This is a genomic window from Streptomyces sp. NBC_00820 (genome assembly GCF_036347055.1).
Taxonomy (GTDB): Bacteria; Actinomycetota; Actinomycetes; order Streptomycetales; family Streptomycetaceae; genus Streptomyces.
Genome location: NZ_CP108882.1, coordinates 166,668 through 191,618, shown reverse-complemented (window position 1 = coordinate 191,618; position 24,951 = coordinate 166,668). Strand labels below are relative to the sequence as shown.

Sequence of the window (24,951 nt, the reverse complement as noted above, 5' to 3'; positions counted from 1 at the left end):
TTCTAGCCTTCTTGCGTCCGCTCACCCCACGAGCCTTAAGGACGCACGCCAGTGACTTCACCCCCCAATGGCAGATCCCTGCGCCGAGGCATGGCTGCGGCCGTGTCCCTCGCGCTCGCCGCGGCCGGCACGGTCGTCGCCGTGGCACTCGCACCCGACGCCCTCGCGGCCGGGGTGCCCGCGCCTTCCCCGGTCGGCATATCCGGCCGCGGCGCTACCGTCCCGTTCAAGGAGCAGGAGGCCGAGTACGCCGCCACCAACGGCACCCTCATCGGCCCGGACCGCCTCTACGGGCATCTCCCCTCCGAGGCGTCCGGGCGGCAGGCGGTGACACTGGACGCGACGGGCGAGTACGTCGAGTTCACCCTGGCAGCGCCGGCCAACGCGATGTCGTTCCGCTATTCACTGCCCGACAACTCCGCCGGTACCGGCCGCGACGCGAGCCTCGACCTGAAGATCAACGGAACCCAGCTCAAGACCGTCCCGGTGACCTCCAAGTACGGCTGGTACTACGGCGGTTATCCGTTCAACAACAACCCGGGCGACACCAACCCCCACCACTTCTACGACGAGACCCGCACCCTGCTCGGCTCGACCCTGCCGATCGGGACCAAGGTGCGCCTGCAGGTGTCGTCCACCAGCGCCTCACCGACGTTCACCATCGACCTCGCGGACTTCGAGCAGGTGGGCGCCCCCATCGGCAAGCCGTCCGGAGCCCTGGACGTCGTCAGCGACTTCGGCGCCGACCCGACCGGAGCGGCCGACTCGACCGCCAAGATCCAGGCGGCGGTCGACGCGGGCAAGGCACAGGGCAAGACCGTCTACATCCCCCAGGGCACCTTCCAGGTGCGCGACCACATCGTCGTCGACCAGGTGACACTGGCCGGCGCGGGCCCCTGGTACAGCGTCCTCACCGGCCGCGACCCGGTGAACCGGGCCAAGGCCGTGGGCGTGTACGGCAAGTACGCGAACCAGGGCGGCAGCAAGAACGTCACGCTCAAGGACTTCGCCATTCTCGGAGACATCCGCGAGCGCGTCGACGACGACCAGGTGAACGCCATCGGCGGCGCGCTGTCCAACTCCACCGTCGACGACGTGTGGATGCAGCACACCAAGTGCGGGGCCTGGATGGACGGGCCGATGGACAATTTCACCATCAAGAACAGCCGCATCCTCGACCAGACCGCGGACGGCGTGAACTTCCACATGGGCGTCACCAACTCCACGGTCACCAACACGTTCGTACGCAACACCGGTGACGACGGCCTGGCGATGTGGGCGGAGAACGTCCCGAACGTCAAGAACAAGTTCACCTTCAACACGGTGATCCTGCCGATCCTCGCCAACAACATCGTCACGTACGGCGGCAAGGACATCACCATCTCGGACAACGTGATGGCGGACACGATCACCAACGGCGGCGGCCTGCACGTCGCCAACCGGTATCCCGGTGTCAACTCCGGTCAGGGCACGGCCGTTTCCGGCACCACGACGGCCGCCCGCAACACCCTGATCCGGACCGGGAACAACGACTACAACTGGCAGTTCGGCGTGGGCGCGGTCTGGTTCAGCGGCCTCAACGAGGCCCTGGACGCGACGATCAACATCGCGGACAGCGAGATCCTCGACAGTTCCTACGCCGCCATCATGAACATCGAGGGCGCGACGAAGGGGCTGCACTTCGAGAACGTCCGGATCGACGGGACGGGTACCTACGCCCTGCAGATCCAGTCGACGGGCACGGCCTCCTTCACCAACGTCACGGCCACACACGTCGCCCAGTCCAACCCCATCCACAACTGCGTCGGTTCCGGCTTCGTCATCACCCGCGGGGCCGGCAACAGTGGCTGGTACGCGGACCCGCCCGCCTGCACCGGAACCTGGCCGGCTCCGCAGTGGACCAACGGCGGAGTCCCCGGCGGAGGCACGCCGCCGACCGACCCGCCCACCGATCCTCCGACGGACCCGACCGTCAACCTCGCCAAGAACCAGCCGGTCACCGAGACGAGTCACACCGACGTCTACCCCGCCTCCAAGGCCGTGGACGGCAACGCGGACACGTACTGGGAAAGCGCCAACAACGCCTTCCCGCAGTCCGTCACCGTCGACCTGGGCGCCGCGAAGACGGTCAAGCGTGTCGTGCTCAAGCTGCCGCCGGCAGCGGCGTGGGCCACGCGCACCCAGACGCTGAGCGTCCTCGGCAGCACCGACAACTCCACGTTCAGCACGCTCAAGTCGTCGGCGGGATACACGTTCGACCCGTCGAGCGGCAACACCACGACCATCGCCCTGACCGGCACTGCGACCCGCTACCTCCGTGTGACCATCACCGGCAACACCGGCTGGCCTGCGGCACAACTCGCCGAACTGGAGGCCTACACCGGCTGACAGCCGCGTTCCGCCCACGCACTCCGGCGGCCCCGCTCCGGAACCCTGACCCGGAGCGGGGCCGCCAGGCCTTGTCCCTGGTCGACAGCAGCGGGCATCTGCCATCTGCCGCCGTTCTCACCCGCGACACCCAGCTCGCCGGCGTGGAGATGGCTCCTGGCTGGACCGCCGGCTCACCACCTGGTCCACCTTCGCCCCTGGCCGGCAGCAGCTGATGACCGTCCTCGGCCTCACTCCCGGCACCAACCCGCTCGCCACCTCCCGTTGGGTCCGCCGCACCTTCGCCCAGGCCGTTCGGCTCCTGGAGCTCTTCCTCCACCGCGAAGGCCGCGCTCCCGCCGCGCGCGAGACCATTCGCGTCGATGGTTACACCGGCAAGATTGGTTCCTGGCTCGCCCAGGCCCGCATGAGACACCGCGCCGGGCGACTTCCCGACGATCATGTACGCCTGGTCGCCGCCCTCTTCGACGGGGACTGGACGGAGGAGGGTGCACCTGCCGCTGCATGTCACCCACACCCGATGGTAACGGCTGTTACCATGCTGGTATGGCGAAGACACAGCTGGGCGCGCGCGTGGATGAAGACATCGCGGAACTCGCAAAGAAACGCGCCGCCGACCTCGGACTGAGCATCGGGGACTACCTCGCCCGGCTCGTCCAGGATGACGCCAGCGGCCTGCGTGCCCGCGCGGTCGACGCAGCCGCCCGCTTCCTGGCCGAACATCAGAGCGTCTTCGACGAAGCCGAGGACGCCCAGCAGGCACCGCGGGGAGCACGCGCGGCCTGATGGATCTGAACATCGACGTGCCCTGGATCCTGCAGGTCGCCGAGGCTGCCGGAGCGAACGATCCGGCACCTGACGACTACGGAGTTCCCATCTCGGCGGTCGCCCGCCACCGGGCCGAGCTGTTCGAGCAGGCCGTCTACGACGGCCCCTACGCCAAAGCCGCCGCCCTGGTGCACACACTGGGCCGGTGCCGCTGGCTGGAGCGCTCCAACCTCGCAGTCGCCGCCGCCACCGGCGTGATGTACCTCGAGGCCGCCGGAATCACGGTCAAACCCGCCCGCGAGGACGCCATCGCGCTCAAGGGCCTGCTCCTCGACCCGGCCTGCACCGCCGGGAAGATCGCCGCCCTGCTGCGGGCCTGGCCCACCATCACCTGAAACGACTCGATGGCCCGCCCCGCACATGGGGGCGGCCCTCGCTGCAGCAGGACAACAACCACCAAGGGGAGGAAGCGCAGATGGATGTGGGCTCGGTGCTCGGCAACATAGGCCGGGTTGCGGCCGGGGTGGGCCGGCTCCTCTGGGAGGTGATGACCGCGCCGACCACGGGCACAGAGGATGACGCCAGGGACGAGATCGGCAGGCTCGCGGAGAAGATCGAAGACGAGGTACCCGAGGAGCTGCGGGACCGGGCGTGGGGTCTGGTCCTGAAGGCGCTGTACGAGGTCCCCCGGGAGATCGAGCAGTTGGTTGAGGAACACCAGGAGCCGGACGACGAGGAGACGTCGGCAAAGCAGTGATGCCGGAATCCGAAGGGCCCGTCACGCCGCTCAGTCGGGCTGTGGGTGCCGTTCCGGGTCCCTGTCTCCCTCGCCGGACGGATCGCGGCCATTGATAGGGGAGTGCCGGCGACGCGCTTGTAGTGGACGCGGCGGGTGATGCGCTGGGTGTCCTCGCGTAGGCGCAGAAGCAGTTCACGCCCGGCATCACGCCGATCAAGGTGCCCAGGTTGTGGTGCAACCGCACCGATCGACGTGACGCGGAGGCCAGAGCCGGCGAAACGTATTCCGGTCTACCCCAGAGGTCTCGCCGAAGCCCCCCCGCACGACTGCCGTCGGCGCTCAAGCGGCCCGTTTGCCTGTCGCCATCCTGCGGTTGTAGGACGTGCCGGTGGTCGGGTGCTGTGCCTGCGGGTATTGGGCGGCCACCGTGTTCTCGATCTTCTTGCGCAGGGCGGTCGGACGTATCCCGTGTGTCCGGTTGTGGGCTGCCTGCAGCGTCCGGCGCCGGTCGGTCTCGTCGATGGCGCGCTGCATCGAGGGCGTCATCCGATCCGCGTACATGTGCACTTCGCCGTTGACGTTGCGCGCCGCGCGGCCGATCATCTGGACCAGCGCCGTGTCCGAGCGGAAGATTCCGTCCTGGTCGGCATCGAGGATCGCGACCAGCGAGACCTCCGGCAGGTCGAGTCCCTCACGCAGGAGGTTGATGCCGACCAGCACGTCGTAGTCGCCGCGGCGCAGCTCGGCGAGCAGTTCGACGCGGCGCAGGGTGCTGACGCCGGAGTGCAGGTAGCGGACGCGGACTCCATGAGAGTCGAAGTAGTCGGTCAGCTCCTCCGACATCCGCTTGGTCAACGTCGTCACCAAGGTCCGCTCGCCGCGGGTGGACCGTTCGCGGATCTGCGCGACCAGGTCCTCCATCTGGCCGGCGGTCGGCTTGACCATCACCTGCGGATCGAGCAGTCCGGTCGGCCGGATGATCTGCTCGACGACCGCGCCCCGCGCGGCGGTCAGCTCGAACCTGCCCGGTGTCGCGGACAGGTAGACCCGCTGCGGGCATCGCGCGGCGAACTCCGTCCACGTCAGCGGACGGTTGTCCAGCGCGGAAGGCAGCCGGAATCCGTGGTCGACCAGGGTGTTCTTGCGCGCGGCGTCGCCGTGGCTCATACCGGACAGCTGCGGCACCGTCACGTGTGACTCGTCGATGACGACGAGCATGTCCTCGGGGAAGTAGTCCAGGAGCGTGGACGGAGGAGTGCCCGGGGCGCGCCCGTCCAGGTGCCGGGAGTAGTTCTCCATCCCGGAGGCGACTTTCGTGTGCCGGATCAGTTCGATGTCGTATTCCGTCCGTTCCCGCAGCCGCTCGGCCTCGAGCAGCTTGCCGCCGCGACGCAGCTCCGAGACCCGCTGCGCGAGCTCGGCCTGGATCGAGTCGGCCGCCGCGCGCATCCGCTCGGGGCCGGCGAAGTAGTGGGTGGCGGGGAAGACGCGCGTCTTGTCGACGACCTCGCGCAGCTCGCCGGTGTCCGGATCGGCGACGGTCAGCCGTTCGACCGTGTCGCCGAACAGCTCCACCCGCAGCATCGTGCGCTCGTAGGCGGGGTGGATGTCGATGGTGTCGCCGCGGACGCGGAAGCCGCCCCCGGTCAGCTCCGAGTCGGTGCGCGTGTACTGGATGTCGACCAGCGCCGCGAGCAGATCCTCGCGATCGATGGTGTCGCCCACCGCCAGCCGGATCGAACGGTCGAGGTAGGACTGAGGCGTGCCGAGGCCGTAGATGCACGAGACGGACGCCACGACGATCACGTCGCGGCGGCTGAGCAGCGACCAGGTCGCCGAGTGCCGCAGCCGGTCGACCTCCTTGTTGGAGATCGACTCCTTCGCGAAGTACGTGTCGGTGCTCGGGGCGTACGACTCGGGCCGGTAATGGTCGTAGAAGGAGACGAAGTACTCCACCGCGTTGTGCGGGAACAGTTCACGCAACTCGTTCGCGAGCTGGCTGGCGAGCGTCTTGTTCGGCGCGAGCACGAGCGTGGGCCGCTGCAGCTTCTCGATGAGCCAGGCGGTCGTCGCGGACTTTCCGGTGCCCGTGGCACCGAGGAGCACCACGTCGCTCTCCCCGGCCCGCACGTGGGCTTCCAGCTCGGCGATCGCCTGCGGCTGGTCGCCGGACGGGGAGTGGCGGGAGACCACCTGGAACGGTCGGCCGGCGCGGATGACCTCGTCGGCGGTGTGGTCGGCGAGCGTGATGCGCCGATTCTCGGAAGGAAATGCCACGGGTCGCTCCTGGACTCGATGTAACCGCACAGAAGCGGACAAACAGAACTAGTCACCGTCTAGTTTGCGCGTTCGCCATAATCTTGTCAACGACAAGTATCTTGCCAATGACTAGTCCAGGCGGTACGGTGCCGCCGTGACGCCGTACCATCACGGAAACCTGCGCAACCAGGTCTTGGCGACCGCCGCCGAGCTCGTCGCCGCCGCCGGCCCGGACGCGCTCTCGCTACGGGACCTGGCACGCCGGGCCGGCGTCTCGCATGCCGCGCCGACGTACCACTTCAAGGACCGGAGAGGGCTTTTCACCGCTCTGGCGACACAGGGCTTCGACCTGCTCGCCGCCGCCCTCAGCGCCGGAGAGGCAGGCGGCCGCCTGGACGCGGCCGCCGGAACCTACGTCGGATTCGCGATCACGCACCCCGGCTACTACGCCGTGATGTTCCGCCTGGATCTGGTCCACGACACCGACGCCGCCTTCCGCGCCGCACGCCGACACGTATTCGACCTGCTCGCAGCCAGGATCGACGCGGGCATCCCCCCGACGCGCGAGGCCGGCCGCGCCGCAACCAGCGAGGCGGTGTGGTCCCTCGTCCACGGAATCGCGGCACTCACCCTCGCCGAGGCACTCGGCACGCCGGACCCCGTCGCCCTCGCTCGGTCCACCGCACTACGACTGGTCGGCACGTACGGCCCGTAGAGCACCAACCCTGAGCAGGATCCGGCGCCACGTCCGAGGCGACGGATCAGGGCTGCCCGGTTGCGTCGCCACAAGTCACTTCGCAGGTTCGACTTCGACGTCCGCCCGAACATCGACGCGGTATTGGTCCACAGCCTCGCCAAGTGCGAACGGATCAAGAAGAGCCTGTGCATCAACGAGCTCGGCTGTATGGAGCTCGACCGGTGGGGCGTCGAGCTCCTCTCGTCGGCGCCGGCCTGGCTCTCGAGGAGTGACCGGCTCGGGAACCTGGCACCCGAACGCGCGTTCAGTAGCATCGCGTCGCCTGGAGGAGGTTCCCGCCTGACGAATCGAGTGCAGAAGATCGGTTGTCCCCACTGCGGGCGTCGATCGAAACCGAGTGGTGGGCCGATCTACTCGAAGCGCACTGCGACGACGGCTTCGCAACCCTCGCCGTGGTGGTTCCCTGCTGTGGCACCGCGACCTCGCTGGACGCACTGGCCTACGACTGGCCCTGTGGCTTTGCCCGATTCGAGATCGCCATCTGGAACCCCGAGCGCGCCTGGTTCAGTGACGAGGAACTGACTGCCATCGGGGACGCGCTCGGACATCCAGTGCAGCAAGTCAGGGCCCACATCTGACGCACATCAGCCCTGCGCGCCCGACATCACGAGTTCAAGTTCAGTAACGCGTCGAACAGCGCGGGTATCGGGAACGGCCGGGCCGACGCTCAGCTTTCCCTGGACCCCGGTCCGCTCTTGAAGCGTCCGGGCGGCAGGAGCGGGATCTTGCTGGTTGCGGGGCATCCGCTTGGTGGATTCCTCGACGTGGAGGTCGCTGTCCACCGGCCGGGCCGCGGTTGGTGCGCCGTCACGGGCGGGATGCCGGCGTCCCCCGGACCTCCGCGAGCCGTCCCGGCGGGACGGGCCGTCGTCCGCTCCTGGTGGGTGGTGTGGAGTGGTCGGGTCTTTGGGTCCGGCTTGGTCGTTTGGAGGGTGGGGGGGTGATGGTGCTCATAGGGGGTGGGTCACGTCCTATCGAGGGTCGTAGCGGGGCTTCCCTCTGAGCAGCACCGCAAACGTCAAAACGGGACATTCGAGACATTTCTGCGTAGTGGGGTAGTAGGTCACATGGTTGCGTGGGGAATTGTCCGCCGTTAATCATGGAGGTCGTTGCCGGGAGCAGCGGACCGGGACCGGGTGTTGATCACCGGGTGGGTCCGCTTCTTATCTGCCCGGCAGCTGCGGGGCCTCGCCCCGACGCCCTACAGGCCGCGACCGATTTCGGGCCGGTGCCTCAACGACGTCCTCTGGAGAGACCCCCTTTTGACTGCGATCTTTGCTACCCGCCGTACTGCCCGCCTGCGTAACCTCACCCTGACCGGCCTTGTGGCCACCGGTGCCGCGGCTGCCGCTGTGACGCTGATGCCGACGTCCGCGTTCGCCGCCCCGGCGCCGCAGACCACCCACCCGGTCACGGCCGTCTCCCACCACACGCACACCGCCGCCAAGAGCGCGGGTGCCTCGGGGAACCTGGACAGCTGGATCAAGCAGTCCCTCGCCATCATGAAGGCCAAGGGCATCCCCGGCAGCTACGAGGGCCTGCACCGCAACATCATGCGCGAGTCCAGCGGCAACCCCAACGCCCAGAACAACTGGGACGTCAACGCGCAGAAGGGCATCCCCTCCAAGGGCCTCCTGCAGGTGATCGACCCGACGTTCAACACCTACCACGTGGCCGGCACCGCGCACAGCGTGACCGACCCGGTGGCGAACATCACCGCGGCCGCCAACTACGCCGCACACCGCTACGGCTCGATCGACAACGTCAACTCCGCATACTGACCTGCCGCTTCACCCGCGCAGCGCCAGTGGCCCCCCGACCGAATCCGGCCGGGGGGCCACTGCCGTATCCGCCCCACGGCCACGGCCGCCCTGCCCTCACTCAAGCCATGGCCGACCAACCCCCACGCCTGCAACGCCAAGGCGGCCGGGCCGCAACTGCACACCACGGCCCACGCCGTGCACGTACGCGACGGGAAAGGCACAGGGCACCGCGTCCTGTTCGACCTGCCGATGAACACCGACTTCTATGCCAAGTGCTGGGGCGTGACCGGCCGTGACCCAGAAACACTGGGGAGTGGACGGCGTTCGCCGCGGAGTTGTCGCGGGATCCGGACACCTTGAACGCGTACCACGAGATCGTCGTCGCCCTCCGCCCGCCGGTGGCGCGCGAGGTGCGCCGCCGCAAGGGCCTGGAGGTCCGCGTCCCCGGCGCCGAACTGCCGAGGCTGGTGCGCTGGATGGTCTCGTTCCAGCAGCCGATCGGCGAACTCCCGGCCGGATCGCCGGACTTCGCCTTCACGTACTGAGAGCCGAGGCCGGCCGGGATGGTGATGCTGGGCCTGTCCTGCTTCGCGGCGGACTGGCCTGCCTGGACGGTCAAGCGGGCCGAGGCGATGGGTCCGCTGTGCGCGCCGTGCCGTTTCGACCTCCGCACGCGCGGCGCCGACCCGCGCCGATCCGCTTGCCGATGTCGCCGTAGGAGGCGACAAGCCCGGGCGGGATGGCGATGACGGCTTCGCGGACGTCCTCAATGATGCTCACGTCGCCCTCAGCAGGGTGGAGGGTAGGTCAGGTGTCCGTCGTGAACCTGCGCGTTCTTGTGCAGGACCGCCGGCTTCGTCGCCGTGGGTGACATGATGTCCACCACCTCCGCGCCCGCCACGATCAACGCATCGGTGATCAGCCTGCGATGGCAGCGCCACGGCACCGCCTCGCTGCACATGATCGCCGGCCGCTCGTGTTCCGCCAGCTCGAGCAGTTCGTCCAGACCCGCTTTGAATTCGTCGCTGCCCATGTAGTCGGCGTAGTCACGGAACGCTTTCACCTGCCAGGCGCCATTCGCGCTTGCCACCCCCGCGGGGGTGTGCCGGCGGCCGCCCAGTTTCGGGATCCACCGGTATTCGATGTCGTCAGGCAAGGCATGGATGATCTCCGCCTGGTTCCATTGCGGAAACTTCCTCGACGACGGGAACGAACGGACATCCACCAAGCAGGTGATCTCGTTGTTCCGCAACATCGCCAGCACTTCGCCGAAATCACGTGTCGAATGTCCCACCGTGCAGATACGGTTCACCATCCTGCCGCCTCGCCCACTCGTTCGCCCATTTCGCTGCGTCGTCCGTACATCATCCCGCGCGGAGCCGGGGCGGAACGCTCTGCCCCTGAGGTGCAACCGCTGACTGGCTACAGTTTCGTCAGCGCGCTTCCCTTGTGCATGGCGATGTGGTCAGTCTTCTCGCTCTTGATCTCGATTGCGGGTCACTTTCCGTGGCGTGATGCGTGCAACCAGGGCCGAGACCGAGGCGACCGCGCCGATCGTGGAGATCATCCCGGACAGCAGAGCGGCTGGCCGAGTGCCCGGTGCCGAGTCCGATCGCCAGGGGCAGCGCCACGGCGATGGCGGCCCGTGCGGCCGCCGCCCAGTTGACGGGCGGCGCGGGGTGGGGGGCGAAGGTTCCGCACCAGCCCGTCGGGAGGGCCGAGGTCGACCGACGGCTTGCGGAACATGCCCGTCATCATCACCGCGGGCCGGTTGGCCGTCGCCTGGGTGGATGGGCATCGGACTGCTCGCGTCTGATGCCCGTGCAGCCGTCGGGATGCTGCGGGGCGGACGGGATGGCCGCAACGATCGACCTCGCAGTCGAACCTGCCGGGGAGACGGCTTTCGCTCGCGGGAGTAGCGTCGCAGACATGCACGCGATCACGATTTCCGAACCCGGTGGGCCTGAGAAGCTGACCTGGAGCGAGGTGCCCGATCCGGTGCCTGGCGAGGGCGAGGTGCTGGTCGACGTGGTGGCTGCCGCCGTCAACCGTGCCGACATCATGCAGCGACAGGGCGTCTACGACCCGCCGCCCGGGGCCTCTCCCTACCTCGGTCTGGAGTGCTCCGGCACGATCGCCGCGCTCGGCCCCGGCGTCTCCGGCTGGTCCGTCGGCGAAGAGGTGTGCGCACTGCTCTCGGGCGGCGGCTATGCCGAGAAGGTCGCCGTCCCGGCCGGCCAGCTGCTGCCCGTACCCAAGGGCGTCACCCTCATCCAGGCGGCCGGGCTCCCCGAGGTGGTCTGCACGGTCTGGTCGAACGTCTTCATGGTCGCCCACCTGCGCCCCGGCGAGCTGCTCCTGGTGCAGACGGCGCCGGCGGCATCGGCACGATGGCGATCCAACTGGCCAAGGCCATCGGCGCCCGCGTCGCGGTGACCGCCGGGTCGAAGGCGAAACTGGAGTTCTGCGCCGAGCTGGGCGCCGACATCCTGATCAATTGCCACGAGAAGGACTGCGTCATCGAGATCAAGCGGGCCACCGACGGTGCGGGAGCCGACGTCATCCTCGACAACATGGGCGGCGGCGAGTACCTGGACCGCAACGTCGCAGCCCTCGCCGTCAACGGCCGTCTCGCGATCATCGGGCTCCAGGGCGGCACCAAGGGCGAGCTGAACATCGCCGCCCTGCTGATGAAGGAGGGGGCCGTCACCGCAACCTCGCTGCGGGCCCGGCCACTCGAGGAGAAGGCCGCCATCGTCGCCGGCGTACGCGAGCACGTCTGGCCGCTGATCGCCTCAGGGAAAGTCCGCCCCGTCATCGACCGCGAATGGATTCCGCGTGCCGTCCAGGCGGACGCCGATGCCCTCGCAGCGGCGGTTGACGCCCCACAGTTGTTCGTCGCCGAGCGAGTAACAGCCGTGGAAGTAGGTCACGCCGTGCTCGCGGTGGTAGGTGGCCGGTATCCGGGCCGGTCTTCCCTGCTTGGCCCGGCAGGAGCCGGCGGTGGGGCGGCGTCGTCATCGCTGAGTAGGCGGGGACGGCCTCCCGCCCACCGAGGGTCCAGGCAGGCCGGGCCGTTCTCGTTGCAGCGGTGGATGACATCGCGGACGGTGTCCTCGTCGGCGGCCACGAGACGGGCGATGACCGGGGCGGTGTTGCCGCCCGCAGAAGCCAGCAGGATCATCGCCCGCCGGTGGCGCACGCTGTTCGTGCTGCCCCGCCAGGCGATCTGCTGCAGCTTCTGCCCCTCGTAGTCGGCGATCCTGCGGACGTGAACCCGTGGTGTCACCACGCCTCCTGACGCTGGATCGGGTCGACCGATCCCACCCGATCGCATCGGCAGCCAGACAGGAAACCCGTGAACCGGTGAACCTTCCCGGTCGCAGCACAATTGTGTTGACCGCCCTCGGCAGGCAGTGCTTGAGTCGGCGCGTGGACAGCATCTCTGCCAACCGGCGGTTCTGGAATCAGATCAGCGGCGCCTACCAGCACAAGCACGACCCGCAGATCGGCGCGACGCCACGGCTGTGGGGCACGTACGCCATACCCGACGCGCACCTGCACGCCCTGGGCGACGTCACCGGCAAGCGCGTCCTCGAACTCGGCTGCGGCGCCGGCCAGTGGTCCAGGGTGCTCGCCGCTGAGGGCGCCACCGTGGTCGGGCTCGACCTGTCCGAAGCCCAGCTCGCCGCGGCGGCTCGCGCGATGGGAGCGGCCCGCTACCCGCTGGTGCAAGGCGCCGCCGAACACCTCCCGTTCGCCGCCGACAGCTTCGACCTGGTGTTCTGTGACTACGGCGGGCTCAGCTGGGCGCCCCCGCACCTGGCCGTCCCGCAGGCCGCACGCGTCCTGCGTCGCGGTGGGCGCCTGGTGTTCAACGTCGCCAGCCCATGGTTCGAAGCCTGCTACGACGAAGCCGCCAGCCGCGCGACCACGACGCTGCACCAGGACTACTTCGGGCTGGACACCATCGCCGAAGACCAGGGCGCCGTCAGCTATCAGCGCACCTACGGCGACTGGATCAAGGTCCTGCGCGGCGCAGGTCTCGTCATCGACGACCTCATCGAGCCGCGACCCGAACCCGGAACAGCCAACGGCTACAACCAAACCGACCCGCCTGACTGGGCACATCGCTGGCCGGCGGAAATGCTCTGGGTAACCCACAAACCGTAAGCACCGCCGCACCGACATCCCGCCAGGTCGAAGGCGGCGTCGTACACGGCGTCACCGAACGCCACGATGGCCTGGTGCGGGTCGGCTTACTCGGCCGCGATCGCTTCGAGGGACGGTGCGATGTGGCGGCACGGGTCGCACCAGTCGGCCCAGAAGTCCACCAGGACGGGCTTGTCGCTCTTGAGGACGTCCTCGTCGAAGGAGGCGTCAGTCACGTTCTGCAGGGTGCCGGCCACGGCAGGCTCCTTGACTTGATCTAGCAGTAGTGGGGCGGGAGGTCAGACGGAGGTCTTCTCCGGCTCCAGCTCCGGCTCGTCCGCTCGTGCGGCGAGGAAACGCTCGGCATCGAGAGCGGAGGCGCTGCCGGTTCCGGCGGCGGTGATCGCCTGGCGGTAGGTGTGGTCGACGACGTCGCCGGCGCCGAAGACACCTGGCACGTTGGTCCGGGTGGAGGGCGCGTCGACCATCAGGTAGCCCTCGGGGTCGAGGTCCAGCTGGCCCTTGAACAGCTCGCTGCGCGGGTCGTGGCCGATCGCGATGAACAGACCCGTCACCGGCAGGTCCGAGATCTCGCCGGTCTTGAGGTTGCGCAGCTTCAGACCGGTCAGCTTCGGGTCGCCCAGGATCTCGACCACCTCGGTGTCCCAGATGAACTTGATCTTCGGGTCGGCGAAGGCACGCTCCTGCATCGCCTTGGAGGCGCGCAGGGTGTTCCGGCGGTGGATGACGGTCACGGACCTGGCGAACCGGGTAAGGAAGGTCGCCTCCTCCAAGGCGGTGTCACCGCCACCGATCACGGCGATGTCCTGGTCCTTGAAGAAGAACCCGTCACAGGTGGCGCAGTAGGAGACACCGCGGCCGGAGAGAGCGTCCTCGTTCGGCAGACCCAGCTTGCGGTGCTGCGAGCCGGTGGCCACGATGACGGACTTCGCCCTGTAGACGTCGCCCGCGGAGTCCGTGACGGTCTTGATGTCGCCCGCCAGGTCGACAGAGACGACATCGTCCGGAATGAGCTCGGCACCGAAACGCTCGGCCTGGGCGCGCATCTTCTCCATGAGCTCCGGGCCCATGATGCCGTCGGGAAAGCCCGGGTAGTTCTCCACCTCGGTGGTGTTCACCAGCGCACCGCCCGCCGTGACGGCGCCCTCGAACACCAAGGGCTTCAGCGACGCGCGCGCGGTGTAGAGCGCCGCCGTATAGCCGGCGGGCCCGGAGCCGATGATGATCACGTCACGGACGTCGCTCACGACTGGACTCCTCGTCTCTGCTCGGCGTCAATCCGACCGGCCCTACCTGAGTGCTCTGGTTTGGTGTCTGAACTTTCCGGCGTCATCTGGCCTACTGATCCTGCTTTCCGTGCGTCGTCCGTCCGAGACACCCCCTAGGCGTGTGCCCCAGCGGACATGAGCGAAGAGCGTCGGGCTGATGTGTGGGATCAGCGGCCGTCCTTGAGTACGGCGACGACCTTCTCGGCCAGCGGGCCGGCCGAGGCCGGGTTCTGCCCGGAGAGCAGGTTGCCGTCGACGATGACGTGCGGAGCCCACGCCTTGACGTCCTCGACCGTGCCGCCCCGCGACCTCAGCACGTTCTCCAACAGCCAGGGGGCGACGTCCGCAGTGCCGTTTAGCCGCTCCTCCTCATTGCTGAACGCGGCCAGCGTCCGGCCCTCGAAGAGCCAGCGGCCACCCGGCAGGTTCGCCGACAGCAGTGCGGCCGGGCCGTGGCACACCGGCGCGATGATCTTCTTGACGGCTTCGGCCTCCCGCAGGACCCGGCCGAGGTCGGGGTCGTGGGCCAGGTCCTCCATCGGGGCGTGTCCACCGGGGATGAAGATCGCGTCGTACACGTCCACGTCGACCTCGGACAGCGGCAGCGGGCCGGCCAGTTCCGCGGCGTGCTGCTCGATGTAGGCGGCGTACTCGGGTGCCTCGGGGCCCGCGACCTCGGGCTTGAGGCTCACCGGGTCGGGGGTGGGCTTGCCGCCGTCGGGGGCCGCGATGTCCACGGTGAACCCCGCCTCGCTGAGGATGCGGTGCGGAACCACGAACTCTTCGGCCCAATATCCGCTCGGGTGCTTGGTGCCGTTGGCGAGCGTCCAGTAGTCGACGCCCGACAGCACCATCAAGATCCTTGCCATCGCTACTGCCCACTCCCCTTCCTCAGGACCGGGATGCCGTCAGGTCGCCGGGAGGCCGGCCCCTGCTCACGCGTGTCTATGAGGATGTCTCTCAGGTGTCAGATATGTGGCATTGCCGGACCACGGCACCCTCACGGATGTCCGACTCGTCCAGGACATCACACATGTATCCGGTCGGCAGCGCGTCGATGGCTCCATGACCAATCGCCTGTCGGTGTCCGTGTCACGACCATCGCCGCCCCGGCGGATCAGCGTGTTCTGGACGACCCCCGGCGGTCGACTCAACCGGCGGGGCCGGGGAGACCCCACGCCTCGGCCAGCAGCGCGAACGAACGCGACCGGTGCGCGGGGTCATGGGTGTAGGTCGTGATGATGAGTTCCTCGACCTCCAGGTCCGCGACGATCGCCTCCAGCTCGGCAACGACCGTTTCCGGAGACCCGACCGCACGCACCTGCTGGAAATCGTCCACGAAGCGCGCGACATCGGGACTGATCAAGGCCGCCAGATCCTTGACCGGCGGTTGCAGCGGGCCGCGCCGGCCCGTGTAGATGCCTGCGGCCATCTGCTGGGCCGTGGTGAACAGGAAACGCGCCTCGTCGTCGGTGGGCGCCACGAGCACGTTGACACCCGCCATGGCGTAGGGCCGCTTGATCTCGGCGATGCCGAACTCCGCAGAGAAGCGTGAGCGGTACAGCGCCAGCGCCTCGTGCCGCATCTGAGGGGCGAAATGCGAGGCGAAGGCGTACGGCAACCCCAGGTAGGCGGCGACCGCCGCACCGTCGAGGCTCGACCCGAGCATCCAGAGCGGGACCTCGGTACCTCGGCCCGGCAGCGCATTCACCGATGCCCCTTCCGCGTCATGGGAACTGAGGTAGCGATGCAGCTCGACGACGTCCTGGACGAACGTGTCGGTGGCCGCGGCGCCACGGCGCAGGGCGGCCGCCGTCACCGGGTCCGTTCCCGGGGCGCGGCCGAGCCCGAGGTCGATGCGGTCACCGAACATCTCGGCGAGTGTGCCGTAGTACTCCGCCACCATCAGCGGGCTGTGGTTGGGCAGCATCACGCCGCCCGATCCGAGCCGGATGCGCTTTGTGTGCTCGGCCGCCCGGCCGATGAGCAGTGACGTCGCCGAGGAGGCGAACGTGACGACATTGTGGTGCTCGGCGTACCAATACCGGTGATAGCCGAGCGAGTCGGCGAGCTGCGCCAGCTCCAAGGACTGGTTGAGCGCCGTGTTCGTGTCGGTGCCGGAGGCGACGGGTACGAGGTCGAGGATCGACAGCGGAACTTGCGATAGCGACATATCGGCTGGATCCTTCTCGGCTCTTTCGATTCACGCTCTGCGTATAAATTCAGAGAACAACGACCGATTAACCGCTGTCGAAGTCATGTGAATCTCAGTCGGATTACGGCGCGAAACCAGCACTATTTTACATCTTCAACCCCGACAAGGCATGTCGGCCTTTCTGTATCGCGCAGATAAAATGAGCAGCACTTTCGCATGGCTTTATTTTGATCCCGGAACCTGTAAGCAGACGCGGAGGTGTCCAGTGCGAGGGGTCGTGATGGAGAGCTGCGGAGGCCCTGAGGTCCCGGAGGTGAAGGACCTCCCGGAACCGAGGACCGAGCTGGCCGGCGCATCGAGGCAACCTGCGCAGGATTCGTGGTCGCACTAATGCGAGGCGGCGGCTACGCGCGGGTCTCCCAGGCCCAACTCCTCACCACGTTCTCCATCCCGCACGACATCGACGACGACACCGCGTTGACGCTCACCCTCCAGGAGCACAGCGCCTGGCACCTGCCGTACAGGGTTCTGCGCGTGGAGTCCGGAGAGACGGTGATCGTCCCCGACGCGGCGGGTGGCGGCGGCTCCCTCGCCGTCCAGCTCGTCGAGCGCGCGGGGGCGCGTGTGGTAGCCATGGCCAGTGTGCCGGGCAGGCGGTCCTTCGCGTACCGGCTGGGCGCCGACGCGGTAGTGGACAGCACCTCCGACACTCTCGCTGAAGATCTCGCAGAGGCTGCAGGCGGCGTCGCGAATGCCGCGCTGGAGATGAACGGCGGAGACACTCTTCGAACGACGATGGAGGCTCTTGTTCCCCTGGGGCGTATGGCCGTGTACGGCGGTGCCAGCACCATGCAAACGTCCATCAATACCCGGGAACTCATGGCGTCCGGGAAGGCTGCCCAGGGATGCCGGCTCCCGCTCCTATACGGGCAGCGTGATGCCCTGACCGAAGCAGCGAACGATCTTTCGCGGCGGTTCGGTCCGGAGACGTCCGCGTTTCACCCGTCACCGCGCCCGGCGCACGGTCGGAAAAGTGGCGTGGGACCCTCGTGCAACTGCTCGCCACCACCGGCGGCGTCTACGACCCCAAGTCCGACGTCGTCGTCCAGGACGAACTCGCCGCCGACCGGCGAGCAGCCGAAGCCGAGCAGCAGCGCCTCCAGGAGCAGCAGCTCGCCGCCCGCGCCGACGAACTCGGGCACCTCGCCGGAGCCGGCCGACTCGACCGGACCGTGGAGAGCCGGCCGGGAGACGAGGCCGCCCGCGACGTCCTGGTCCAGCGCGGCGACTACCGCGCCACAGCGGTCGACGGCTGGCTGGCGCAGGCCCTTGCCGACCGCTCCGGCCACTACGCCGACCTGGCCGCACGCACGGCCGCCGCCGTCGGCTCGCTACCCGTTCGGGTGCGGGCCCACGCCGCCCTGCTCGCCGCGCTCGCCCGCACCGGCGCCTTGGCCGCTGACGGCACGTCGACAATCCCGGTCCGGCCGTTGACGCCCGTGTGCTCGATGACCTCGGCGAGAGTGCACAGCCGCATGCCCGGCGCGACGGTGCAACCCCGTTGCGCCAGCAGAGGCCGCACCTCGCCGATGGCACGCGTGATGGTGGAGCGATCCACGCCGAACCAGCAGCCCAACACGTCATGAGTGGTGCCATGACGCAGATTCACCAGCGTGGCCAGCCGGTCGACGAAAACGAACTTGTGCTTCGCCCCGGCTCCTACAGCCCGCCGCCGCGGCCGAGCCGCGAGCCGCGCCTGATGCCGCTCGTGCCACAACGGCCCTACCTCTGCGATGAGTTCAGCGATCACATCCGGCGACAGCCCAGTGACCCGGTACTCCGCCACGATCAACTCACGCGCGCCAGCCCCCATCATGCACAGCACAACGAGCCACCTGATTACCGAGCCACGGCCACCCGTGCACGAGGTCGTTGGCCGATCTGAAGGTCGGGGTGCCCCTCACCCGGCCGAGGCGAGGTGAGGAGCGCCCTCACGACGTGCGCCGCCCGGCTTCCGCAGGTTGAGTCATACCGGGCCCCGCGCCAGACATCCCTGTCACCGTCCCGTCAGCGACGGCCGCGCGGCAGCATGAGGGCCGCGGCCGTGCTGGCTGTCAGCATCACAGCCGCGACGCACAAGGCGACCCGCAGACCCACAATGAACTCACCCCGGTCCGCGACCAAGGCTCCGAAGACGGCCACGGCGAGCGCGCCGCCCGTCTGCCGGAAGGAGTTCAGGATCCCGGCGGCCATTCCGGCCCGATCTGCGGCGATGTCGTTCAGCAGGATGGCGGTCAGGGAAGGTACGAAGAAACCCAGGCCGAGGCCGACCGGGATGAGCATCGCCGCGATCACTGGTCTGCTGGTGCCCTCGTCGACCCAGAGCAGGCTGAACATCGTCAGCGCGAAGATCGCTTGTCCCACGGCGATCGGCATTCGCGGCCCAAAGCGTGCCGCAGCCCTGGCCGAGGCCAGGTTGGCTCCGGCGATCACGGCCATCATCGGTAGGAACATCAGCCCCGCGGCCATGACGGACAGGTTCAGAACGTCCTGAAAGAACAGGCTCAGCACGAACACCAGCCCGTAGAACGCGGCATTGGCGACGAAGCCGATCGCGACCGAAACCGTCACTGTGCGCGAACGGAAGAGGTCGAGCGGGACCAACGGCGCGGCGGTACGTGCCTCGATCATGATGAACGCGGCCGTCGCCACTGCGGCGAGCCCCAGGCAGCCCAGCACCACGGGCTCGCCGAAGCCGTTCTCCCCTCCGTCGATCACCGCGAAGGTGAGCGCCGCGAGCGCGACGATCGCCGTGAGCTGGCCGTACGGATCGAGCGGCGTAGCACGGCGCGGCGAGCGCTCCGCGCGAGTCAACACCGCGAGGGTGGCGATGCCGACGGGCAGGTTGACGACGAAAATCGCCCGCCAGCTCAGAGTGCTGGACAGCACCCCGCCGGCCACCGGGCCGGCGGCAACCGCGACGGCTCCGCCAACGGTCCACAGCGCGATGGCCCGTGCCCGTTCGGCCGCGTCCGGGAAGGCCTGCCGGACGAGGGCCAGCGAGGAGGGCAGCATGATTGCCGCCGCGCTCCCCTGGATCAGGCGGGCGGCGATCAGCTCGCCCAGCCCCGGCGCCAGTCCGCAGGCCACCGAGGCGACCGTGAAGACCGCGACGCCGGCGCCGAACGCGCGGCTCGCCCCGATGCGGTCGGAGAGCGTGCCCGCGGAAAGCAGGAGTGCGGCGAACATCAGCGTGTAGGCGTCCACGATCCATTGCAGTCCCGCCGTGCTGCCGCCGAAGGTCCGCCCGATCCCGGGCAGCGCCACGTTCATCGCCATGGTGTTGAGGTTGAGCAGAAAGATGCCCATGAACGTGGTCGCCAGGATCAGCTTCGGTGCGGCCGCGCGTTGCCGGGCATCCTGTGACGCGCGGGCTCGTTCAAGAGTGGTCATCCGTCCAGACTGGTGAGGCTCGCGAGGACGAGGCAGACCGTGATCTTCCGGGGTGCGCCATAGGTGGGTGTAACAGGGCCAGGCTCCGGTCTGGACCCCTGATCACACGCTGGCAGAATGACGGCATGACCGAGTTCGGGAAGTTTCTGCGCGCTCGCCGTGGCGACGTACGCCCGGCAGACGTAGGACTGCCCGCCGGAACCGGCACGCGCCGTACGCCGGGTCTGCGCCGGGAGGAGCTGGCGGCGCTGGCCGGTGTGAGCATCGACTACTACATACGTCTGGAACGCGGCAAGGAGACCCGTCCGAGTCCCTCCGTGGTCGAGGCGCTGGCCGACGCGCTCCGCCTCAACCAGGAGGAGAGCGGCTTCCTGCACGAACTGGCGGCGCGGGCGGCGCGGCGTGCGCCCGAGCCCCGTCCCCTGCCGTCACGGCGGGTCCGTCCGACCGTCACGCAGCTTCTGGAGACGCTCCGGCCCAACCCGGCGTACGTCGTGAGCCGCACCAACGACCTGCTGGCGGCCAATCCCGGCGGGCTGCGGCTGCTCCACGGCATCGCCGACTGGCCGGAGCGGCAGCGGAACACCGTCCGGTACACCTTCCTGCACCCAGCTGCCCGCGAGCTGTGGGCGGACTGGGAACAGAAGGCCAAGGGGTGCGTCGCCCAGTTGCGGGCGATCGCGGGCACCGATCCGGACGCCCCGGATCTCGCCGCACTCGTAGGTGAGCTAATCGTCAAGAGCCCCGACTTCAACCGGCTCTGGGAGCGGTACGAGGTGCACACGATCGGCAACGGCGAGAAGACGCTCCGACACCCGGAGGTCGGCACGATGACGCTCTCGCACGAGGGGCTGTCCCTCAACCGCGCACAAGGCCAGCGCCTCGTCATCTACATGGCGCCGCCCGGCAGCCCGGACCACGACAAGATGACGCTCCTCGACCTCGCCGCCTCCGGCCCGTCCGTCGGTTCCGGCGAGACGGCGCCCGTCTCACCCTCCCGGAGACAGGGCTAGGGGGTTTCGTTCGGATCATCGGGCGGACCAGAGGAAGATGCCCGCGACGTGGAGTCCGGCCAGGTAGATCGTGGCTGTCTTCTCGTAGCGGGTGGCGATGCCGTGCCACTGCTTGAGGCGGTTGATGCACCGCTCGACGGTGTTGCGCTGCTTGTATGCCTCGCGGTCGAAGGCGGGCGGCCTGCCGCCTCGGCTCCCGCGACGTGGTCGATGGCCGCGCTGGTCCGCCGGGACGGGGATCACCGCGCGGATGCTGCGTTTGCGCAGGTGGTCGCGGATCGCGCGGGAGGAGTACGCCTTGTCGGCCAGGACCACGTCCGGCCGGGTCCGGGGCCGTCCTCGCGGTCGGGGAACGCGCAGGCGGTCCACGACGTCCGTGAATGCGGGCGCGTTGCCGGCCTGCCCGGCGGTAAGGACGAAGGTCAGCGGACGGCAGCGGCCGTCGGCGGCGAGGTGGATCTTTGTGGTCAGTCCGCCGCGGGACCGGCCGATGGCGTGGTCGTCCGGCTCGCCGGCCGGGGCCCCTTTTGGCGGGCCCCGGCCGCGTGCTGGTGAGCACGCACGATCGTGGAGTCCACCGAGACCGCCCAGTTGAGGTCCTCGTCGGCGTCGGCCTGGGCCATCAGCGCGGTGAATACCCGCTCCCAGGTGCCGTCGACGGCCCACATCCGCAGCCGGTTGTAGACGCCCCGCCAGTTGCCATACTTCTCCGGCAGGTGGACCCACTGCGTTCCGGTCTGGAACTTGAAGGCGATCGCGTCGATCACCTCCCGGTGGTCACGCCAGCGGCCACCCCGCTTCGGCGTCCGGTCCGGGAGCAACGGCTCGATCCGCGTCGACCCCGCCATCCGGGAGCGCGGCGGCCGCTACGTCTTCGTCCGTCCGGACCACGCCGGCCTGACGGAGCTGGGCAGCCTCGCGGACGCCGGGAAGCTCACGGTCCATGTCGAGCGGGAACTACCGCTGGCGGACGTCGCCGAGGCATGGCGGCTCAGCCAGAAGGGGCATACGACCGGGAAGATCGTCCTGCGGGCCTCCTGACGCCGGAGACGGTGGCTGGGCGACGGTGCCCTGGTGGACGCAGGCGCCACTGGCCGCCTGGCCAGCTCCACGTGTGCCCGAAGTCCCCGGACCATCCCCACATCGCACTGGTCCAGTGAGCCCTCGCGGAAGTCCTTTGTGCCGACGCGTACGCCACAATCGGAACTGGGATCGACTCTTCAGTCAGCAGCCTTGGCCAACTACCAGATGATCCGAACGACGGGCGTCAGCGGCGGCCAGGAACGTGACGGAGCCCGGGAGCATGTCCAGCTCCCGGGCTCCAGCTTGCCACCCATTTGCGCACACCGGCGGCGTTTAAGAACCGCGGGTCATGTTGAGATCGACGTGTTCTGCCTTTGAACTACAGCGCCACGAGAGAGGCGCCGAGGGGACTTGAACCCCCATCCGTCGATGTTCGCCCACGCTCGGTCGATCCGGTGTTCGGCGGCGAATACTGAGACTGGAGCGAGAATCTGAGTTTCACGGGGCCGCCTCTGCCAGGCTTGGGCCACCCCCGCACGTGGTGCGGGGAGAGGGATTCGAACCCCCAACTGACACCCCTTCATCAGCTTCAACATCAGTTTCAGCTTGCGCTCATCGCGCACCCTCCGCTCGCGACGGAGGGCGTATGTGGGGGCTACCGGAAGAGGTAGCCGAATACCGCTTCGCCGACCCGTTGGTCGGTGACCTCGGTGTTGTTCGCCTCCTCGCGGGCGAACTTGACGGACTGCTGGAGCTTCTCGACGCGGTCGAGGAGCTCGTTGACCCGACGGGCGGGCAGCGCGCCGGAGAACTTCACCGTGGTCCAGTAACCGACTGGGACGTCCTCGTAGTACACCTCGACCTGCGCCGGGTGCTTCTCCGTGGCCTCGGCCTTCACGTGGTTGCGCGGAACCTTCTTCGTGCGGATGGTCCGCACCGGGTCCGTCTTCCACGAGTCCGTCGAGGGGTCCAGGTTCCACGACTCGGAGGCGTCGAGCACCGGCAGCTTGCGCACGAAGGTGTGCAGGTCGGTGAGTTGCTTCTCCAGGAACAACAGGTACGGGACGGGCACCTGGGGCAACAGCACAGTACCGTCGACCACCACGTCCGCGACCGCGGACCGGTTCGCCCAGTCCTTCGTCGCGGTCACGTCGAAGAGCCGCGTCAGCGTCCCGGCAGTCGCCCGCAGAGCGTCCTCGGCCTTGATCTGCACCCGCGTGGACTCGGGCGGCAGCTGCTCGCCCTCCTCGTCCTTGGGCTGGTAGGTCCGGGAGATGCCGGCCAGCAGGGCGGGCTTCTGCACGTCCTGGTGAGCCTGGGTGAGCTCTTGGAGGGCCTTGGACTTGACGCCCTTTTCGACTGCGATGATCTGATTCAGCTTCGGCACACGGCGAACCTAACAACCCCGCGCCGCACGCACATCCGATTAAACGCCTGCCCCGTCCCTTCCGGCCGAGAGGGCGGGGCGGCGAGTGTGAGCCCGGACCGGGGCGCGAAGGACACCAGCCGCAAGGAGGCCGCCCAGCCGGCGACCCGTGCGGTGCATCGCAAGGCGGAGGGCCACGGCTCCTACCGGACGTACCTCGGTGGTCCGACAACGCGGCGAGGCGCCATGCCGGCCGCCGCGACACGGTGAACCTTTCCGGTCACGGCACTGGCGGGGTGAGGTCGAGTCCGATGCTCGTGACGCCTATGTCATCGCTGAAACCGTCCGCCGGCGACAGGACTTCGCAGTTGTCAAGGGGCCTGCCCAGCCGGCCGCCGACCTCGCGCTATCGACCGCACCTCGGTCGGGCATGGTGGCCGACCGCGTGCGGATGGTCAATCGTCTGCGTGACGTGCTCACAGGCCGGTCGGGCCAGGCTGACGGCCTGGCTCGCCAACCGCGGTGTCCGCGGCGCCGAAACGGTTGCTGTCATCGCTGGACCGAGCCCGCCGGGGCCGAATCCGTGCGCCGGGCGCGCTGCGGGGGCGTTCGTGTCCCTCTGGCAAGGTTGCCGGGCTTCACCCTTCGGGGTGACGGACCGAATCGGAGTGCCATCAGCTGCAGTTTCAGCCGGAGGCGTCCTTGGCTTGGGAAACGGTGCTGTTCGGGTTGACTGCCTGCCTGGTGGACGTGCAGAAGGCGATGACGCCGCAGGGTGGCTGGTCGCGCTTGCCGTGGCTTGTGGGTGGTGGCGGGTGGTGGCGGGGTGGTGTCACGGACGACAGCACCGACGCCGTCGCATCCCGTACCTATCGCTCCGTTGCGTGCCCGTAGTCCGTCGCAGCCTCGGCGAGTGCGCGTACCAGTGGGGTCGCGCTGTCGGTGCGCCAGATCAGGGCCCACTGGACGGGCGGGGCATCGTGGAGGGGCAGGAAGGTGACGTCGGGCTGCGCGTTGTAGCGCCGTCCCTCGTCGGGGACCGTACACACCACGTCGTCTGTCGCGACGAGGGCAAGGATCTCGTTGAAGGTCGAGACGGCCGGGCCGCGGCGGACAGGGCGTCCGGCCGGTGTGCGGGCCGGCAGGACCGCGCTCTCCCAGTAGGCGGGAAGAGGTCCGTTCAGGCGCGGCACGATGTGGTCACCGAGTACCTCCACGCTCACCGACTCCTGCCGGGCGAGCGGGTGGTGGGTGGCCACCATCAAGTGGAGCGGTTCCTCGCGCAGCACCACCCCGACGGTCAGGTCCGGCTCGCGAACGGGCAGCCAGGTGGTCACCGCGTCGACCTCACCGGCCCGCAAGGCTCCGAACGGATCGCTGAAGAACACCTCTTTGAACCGGAGTTCGACGGACGGGTGCCCGGCCCGGAAATGGGCCAGGACCGGGCGCATGTCATGCATCTGCGCACCCATGACCCCCAGCGTCAGCGTGCCGGACGGATGGCGGGCGATGGTGGTCACCTCGGCTATAGCATCCTGGATGCCCTCGTATGCCGGCTTCAGCCGCTGGAGCAGCACCTCTCCGACCGGGGTCAACCGCACGTGGCGGCTGGTCCGCTCGAAGAGCTGAGCGCCGATGACGCGTTCCTGCTTCTTGATCGCCTGACTGACACGGGCTGGGGAGACATGAAGGCGTTCGGCGCTGCGGCCGAAGTGGAGTTCCTCCGCGAGCATCAGGAAGATCTCTATGTCCCGCAGTTCCATTCCGCCCCCCGGTTCCCTCACGGCCCCCGAGTTCATGAACCTCTGGGTTAACGACGATAACAA

At 68.5% G+C, this 24,951-nt stretch carries 22 protein-coding genes and 6 pseudogenes; 15 read left to right on the top strand and 13 right to left on the bottom strand.

Annotation, left to right across the window (positions count from 1 at the left end; translation table 11 throughout):
* Positions 1-51: 51 nt before the first annotated feature.
* From OIB37_RS00825 to OIB37_RS00810, 4 genes are all read left to right on the top strand, one after another.
* Positions 52-2,388, top strand: coding sequence for a discoidin domain-containing protein (locus OIB37_RS00825; protein WP_443058103.1), 2,337 nt, complete (start codon positions 52-54; stop codon positions 2,386-2,388).
* 546 nt (positions 2,389-2,934) lie between these two features.
* Positions 2,935-3,174 carry a hypothetical protein gene (locus OIB37_RS00820; protein WP_330455548.1) on the top strand — a complete coding sequence of 80 codons (240 nt, stop codon included), beginning with the start codon at positions 2,935-2,937 and terminating at the stop codon, positions 3,172-3,174.
* Entirely contained in the window at positions 3,174-3,551 is a 378-nt protein-coding gene (locus OIB37_RS00815) for a fic family toxin-antitoxin system, toxin component (RefSeq protein WP_330455547.1), read from the top strand. The genes OIB37_RS00820 and OIB37_RS00815 overlap by 1 nt, the downstream gene beginning before the upstream one ends.
* 80 nt (positions 3,552-3,631) lie before the next feature.
* Positions 3,632-3,913 (top strand): hypothetical protein, encoded by a 282-nt coding sequence (locus OIB37_RS00810; RefSeq protein WP_330455546.1) that lies wholly within the window; start codon positions 3,632-3,634, stop codon positions 3,911-3,913.
* Positions 3,914-4,234: 321 nt separating this feature from the next.
* Here OIB37_RS00810 and uvrB read toward each other — a convergent pair whose 3' ends face one another.
* Positions 4,235-6,172: an excinuclease ABC subunit UvrB gene (gene uvrB / locus OIB37_RS00805; protein ID WP_443058102.1), complete on the bottom strand. Its 1,938-nt coding sequence runs from the start codon at positions 6,170-6,172 to the stop codon at positions 4,235-4,237.
* A 136-nt stretch (positions 6,173-6,308) separates the two neighbouring features.
* Between uvrB and OIB37_RS00800 the strand changes: the two genes are divergently transcribed.
* The 4 genes from OIB37_RS00800 (at position 6,309) to OIB37_RS00785 (ending at position 9,219) form a co-directional block, all read left to right on the top strand.
* Positions 6,309-6,869, top strand: a complete 561-nt coding sequence (locus OIB37_RS00800; protein WP_330455545.1) for a TetR/AcrR family transcriptional regulator — start codon at positions 6,309-6,311, stop codon at positions 6,867-6,869.
* Positions 6,870-7,216: 347 nt separating this feature from the next.
* On the top strand, positions 7,217-7,489 hold the full coding sequence (locus OIB37_RS00795; RefSeq protein WP_330455544.1) for a hypothetical protein: 273 nt from the start codon (positions 7,217-7,219) through the stop codon (positions 7,487-7,489).
* A gap of 684 nt (positions 7,490-8,173) precedes the next feature.
* Positions 8,174-8,692 carry a transglycosylase SLT domain-containing protein gene (locus OIB37_RS00790; RefSeq protein WP_330455543.1) on the top strand — a complete coding sequence of 173 codons (519 nt, stop codon included), beginning with the start codon at positions 8,174-8,176 and terminating at the stop codon, positions 8,690-8,692.
* Between the two features lie 338 nt (positions 8,693-9,030).
* On the top strand, positions 9,031-9,219 hold the full coding sequence (locus OIB37_RS00785) for a hypothetical protein (protein ID WP_330455542.1): 189 nt from the start codon (positions 9,031-9,033) through the stop codon (positions 9,217-9,219).
* 242 nt (positions 9,220-9,461) lie between these two features.
* On the opposite strand, the gene OIB37_RS00780 is transcribed toward OIB37_RS00785, so the two are convergent.
* Positions 9,462-9,989: a DUF488 domain-containing protein gene (locus OIB37_RS00780; protein ID WP_330455541.1), complete on the bottom strand. Its 528-nt coding sequence runs from the start codon at positions 9,987-9,989 to the stop codon at positions 9,462-9,464.
* A 614-nt stretch (positions 9,990-10,603) separates the two neighbouring features.
* Here OIB37_RS00780 and OIB37_RS00775 point away from each other — a divergent pair.
* A pseudogene (locus OIB37_RS00775) lies at positions 10,604-11,532 on the top strand (NAD(P)H-quinone oxidoreductase); the annotation flags it as partial.
* Here OIB37_RS00775 and OIB37_RS00770 read toward each other — a convergent pair.
* Positions 11,533-11,963: pseudogene (locus OIB37_RS00770) on the bottom strand (helix-turn-helix domain-containing protein); the annotation flags it as partial.
* Positions 11,964-12,106: 143 nt separating this feature from the next.
* Between OIB37_RS00770 and OIB37_RS00765 the strand changes: the two are divergent.
* Positions 12,107-12,847, top strand: a complete 741-nt coding sequence (locus OIB37_RS00765) for a class I SAM-dependent methyltransferase (protein ID WP_330455540.1) — start codon at positions 12,107-12,109, stop codon at positions 12,845-12,847.
* An 89-nt stretch (positions 12,848-12,936) separates the two neighbouring features.
* On the opposite strand, the pseudogene OIB37_RS00760 reads toward OIB37_RS00765, so the two are convergent.
* The 5 genes and pseudogenes from OIB37_RS00760 to OIB37_RS00740 form a co-directional block, all read right to left on the bottom strand.
* A pseudogene (locus OIB37_RS00760) lies at positions 12,937-13,083 on the bottom strand (thioredoxin family protein); the annotation flags it as partial.
* Positions 13,084-13,125: 42 nt separating this feature from the next.
* Positions 13,126-14,094, bottom strand: a complete 969-nt coding sequence (trxB, locus tag OIB37_RS00755; protein ID WP_330455539.1) for a thioredoxin-disulfide reductase — start codon at positions 14,092-14,094, stop codon at positions 13,126-13,128.
* A 188-nt stretch (positions 14,095-14,282) separates the two neighbouring features.
* Positions 14,283-14,984: a type 1 glutamine amidotransferase domain-containing protein gene (locus tag OIB37_RS00750; RefSeq protein ID WP_330455538.1), complete on the bottom strand. Its 702-nt coding sequence runs from the start codon at positions 14,982-14,984 to the stop codon at positions 14,283-14,285.
* Positions 14,985-15,265: 281 nt separating this feature from the next.
* The gene (locus tag OIB37_RS00745) at positions 15,266-16,288 is read right to left on the bottom strand and encodes an LLM class flavin-dependent oxidoreductase (protein ID WP_330455537.1); all 1,023 of its coding nucleotides are present in this window, start codon (positions 16,286-16,288) and stop codon (positions 15,266-15,268) included.
* A gap of 386 nt (positions 16,289-16,674) precedes the next feature.
* The gene (locus tag OIB37_RS00740; RefSeq protein ID WP_330455536.1) at positions 16,675-16,905 is read right to left on the bottom strand and encodes a hypothetical protein; all 231 of its coding nucleotides are present in this window, start codon (positions 16,903-16,905) and stop codon (positions 16,675-16,677) included.
* Between OIB37_RS00740 and OIB37_RS36195 the strand changes: the two are divergent.
* A pseudogene (locus tag OIB37_RS36195) lies at positions 16,904-17,128 on the top strand (zinc-binding dehydrogenase); the annotation flags it as partial. The gene OIB37_RS00740 and the pseudogene OIB37_RS36195 sit on opposite strands and share 2 nt — an antisense overlap.
* 191 nt (positions 17,129-17,319) lie before the next feature.
* Positions 17,320-17,916 carry a hypothetical protein gene (locus OIB37_RS00735; RefSeq protein ID WP_330455535.1) on the top strand — a complete coding sequence of 199 codons (597 nt, stop codon included), beginning with the start codon at positions 17,320-17,322 and terminating at the stop codon, positions 17,914-17,916.
* On the opposite strand, the pseudogene OIB37_RS00730 reads toward OIB37_RS00735, so the two are convergent.
* Positions 17,883-18,143, bottom strand: a pseudogene (locus tag OIB37_RS00730) (transposase family protein); the annotation flags it as partial. The gene OIB37_RS00735 and the pseudogene OIB37_RS00730 overlap by 34 nt on opposite strands.
* Positions 18,144-18,337: 194 nt before the next feature.
* Positions 18,338-19,723 carry an MFS transporter gene (locus OIB37_RS00725; RefSeq protein WP_330455534.1) on the bottom strand — a complete coding sequence of 462 codons (1,386 nt, stop codon included), beginning with the start codon at positions 19,721-19,723 and terminating at the stop codon, positions 18,338-18,340.
* Between the two features lie 125 nt (positions 19,724-19,848).
* Between OIB37_RS00725 and OIB37_RS00720 the strand changes: the two genes are divergently transcribed.
* Positions 19,849-20,736, top strand: coding sequence for a helix-turn-helix domain-containing protein (locus tag OIB37_RS00720; RefSeq protein ID WP_330455533.1), 888 nt, complete (start codon positions 19,849-19,851; stop codon positions 20,734-20,736).
* Between the two features lie 15 nt (positions 20,737-20,751).
* Here the strand turns inward: OIB37_RS00720 and OIB37_RS00715 are convergent.
* Positions 20,752-21,584 (bottom strand): IS5 family transposase gene (locus OIB37_RS00715; protein ID WP_443058101.1). Its coding sequence is split into 2 segments (ribosomal slippage): positions 20,752-21,266 and positions 21,266-21,584, totalling 834 coding nucleotides; the frame shifts between segments, so codons are not numbered across the junction.
* Between OIB37_RS00715 and OIB37_RS36190 the strand changes: the two genes are divergently transcribed.
* Entirely contained in the window at positions 21,481-21,777 is a 297-nt protein-coding gene (locus OIB37_RS36190; protein WP_443058100.1) for a zinc-binding dehydrogenase, read from the top strand. The two genes, OIB37_RS00715 and OIB37_RS36190, sit on opposite strands and share 104 nt — an antisense overlap.
* 637 nt (positions 21,778-22,414) lie before the next feature.
* On the opposite strand, the gene OIB37_RS00705 is transcribed toward OIB37_RS36190, so the two are convergent.
* Positions 22,415-23,146 (bottom strand): DUF7873 family protein, encoded by a 732-nt coding sequence (locus tag OIB37_RS00705; protein WP_329378868.1) that lies wholly within the window; start codon positions 23,144-23,146, stop codon positions 22,415-22,417.
* A gap of 268 nt (positions 23,147-23,414) precedes the next feature.
* Here OIB37_RS00705 and OIB37_RS00700 point away from each other — a divergent pair.
* Positions 23,415-23,682, top strand: a pseudogene (locus OIB37_RS00700) (IS110 family transposase); the annotation flags it as partial.
* 312 nt (positions 23,683-23,994) lie between these two features.
* Here the strand turns inward: OIB37_RS00700 and OIB37_RS00695 are convergent.
* Positions 23,995-24,909, bottom strand: a complete 915-nt coding sequence (locus OIB37_RS00695) for a LysR family transcriptional regulator (RefSeq protein WP_330455532.1) — start codon at positions 24,907-24,909, stop codon at positions 23,995-23,997.
* Positions 24,910-24,951: the final 42 nt, after the last annotated feature.

Excerpts from the sequence above, each read along its gene's own strand:
- OIB37_RS00820 (WP_330455548.1), top strand. The coding sequence starts at position 2,935 with ATGGCGAAGACACAGCTGGGCGCGCGCGTGGATGAAGACATCGCGGAA.
- OIB37_RS00815 (WP_330455547.1), top strand. The coding sequence starts at position 3,174 with ATGGATCTGAACATCGACGTGCCCTGGATCCTGCAGGTCGCCGAGGCT.
- OIB37_RS00810 (WP_330455546.1), top strand. The coding sequence starts at position 3,632 with ATGGATGTGGGCTCGGTGCTCGGCAACATAGGCCGGGTTGCGGCCGGG.
- OIB37_RS00780 (WP_330455541.1), bottom strand. The coding sequence starts at position 9,989 with ATGGTGAACCGTATCTGCACGGTGGGACATTCGACACGTGATTTCGGC.
- OIB37_RS00750 (WP_330455538.1), bottom strand. The coding sequence starts at position 14,984 with ATGGCAAGGATCTTGATGGTGCTGTCGGGCGTCGACTACTGGACGCTC.
- OIB37_RS00745 (WP_330455537.1), bottom strand. The coding sequence starts at position 16,288 with ATGTCGCTATCGCAAGTTCCGCTGTCGATCCTCGACCTCGTACCCGTC.
- OIB37_RS00740 (WP_330455536.1), bottom strand. The coding sequence starts at position 16,905 with ATGGCTACCACACGCGCCCCCGCGCGCTCGACGAGCTGGACGGCGAGG.
- OIB37_RS00725 (WP_330455534.1), bottom strand. The coding sequence starts at position 19,723 with ATGACCACTCTTGAACGAGCCCGCGCGTCACAGGATGCCCGGCAACGC.
- OIB37_RS00720 (WP_330455533.1), top strand. The coding sequence starts at position 19,849 with ATGACCGAGTTCGGGAAGTTTCTGCGCGCTCGCCGTGGCGACGTACGC.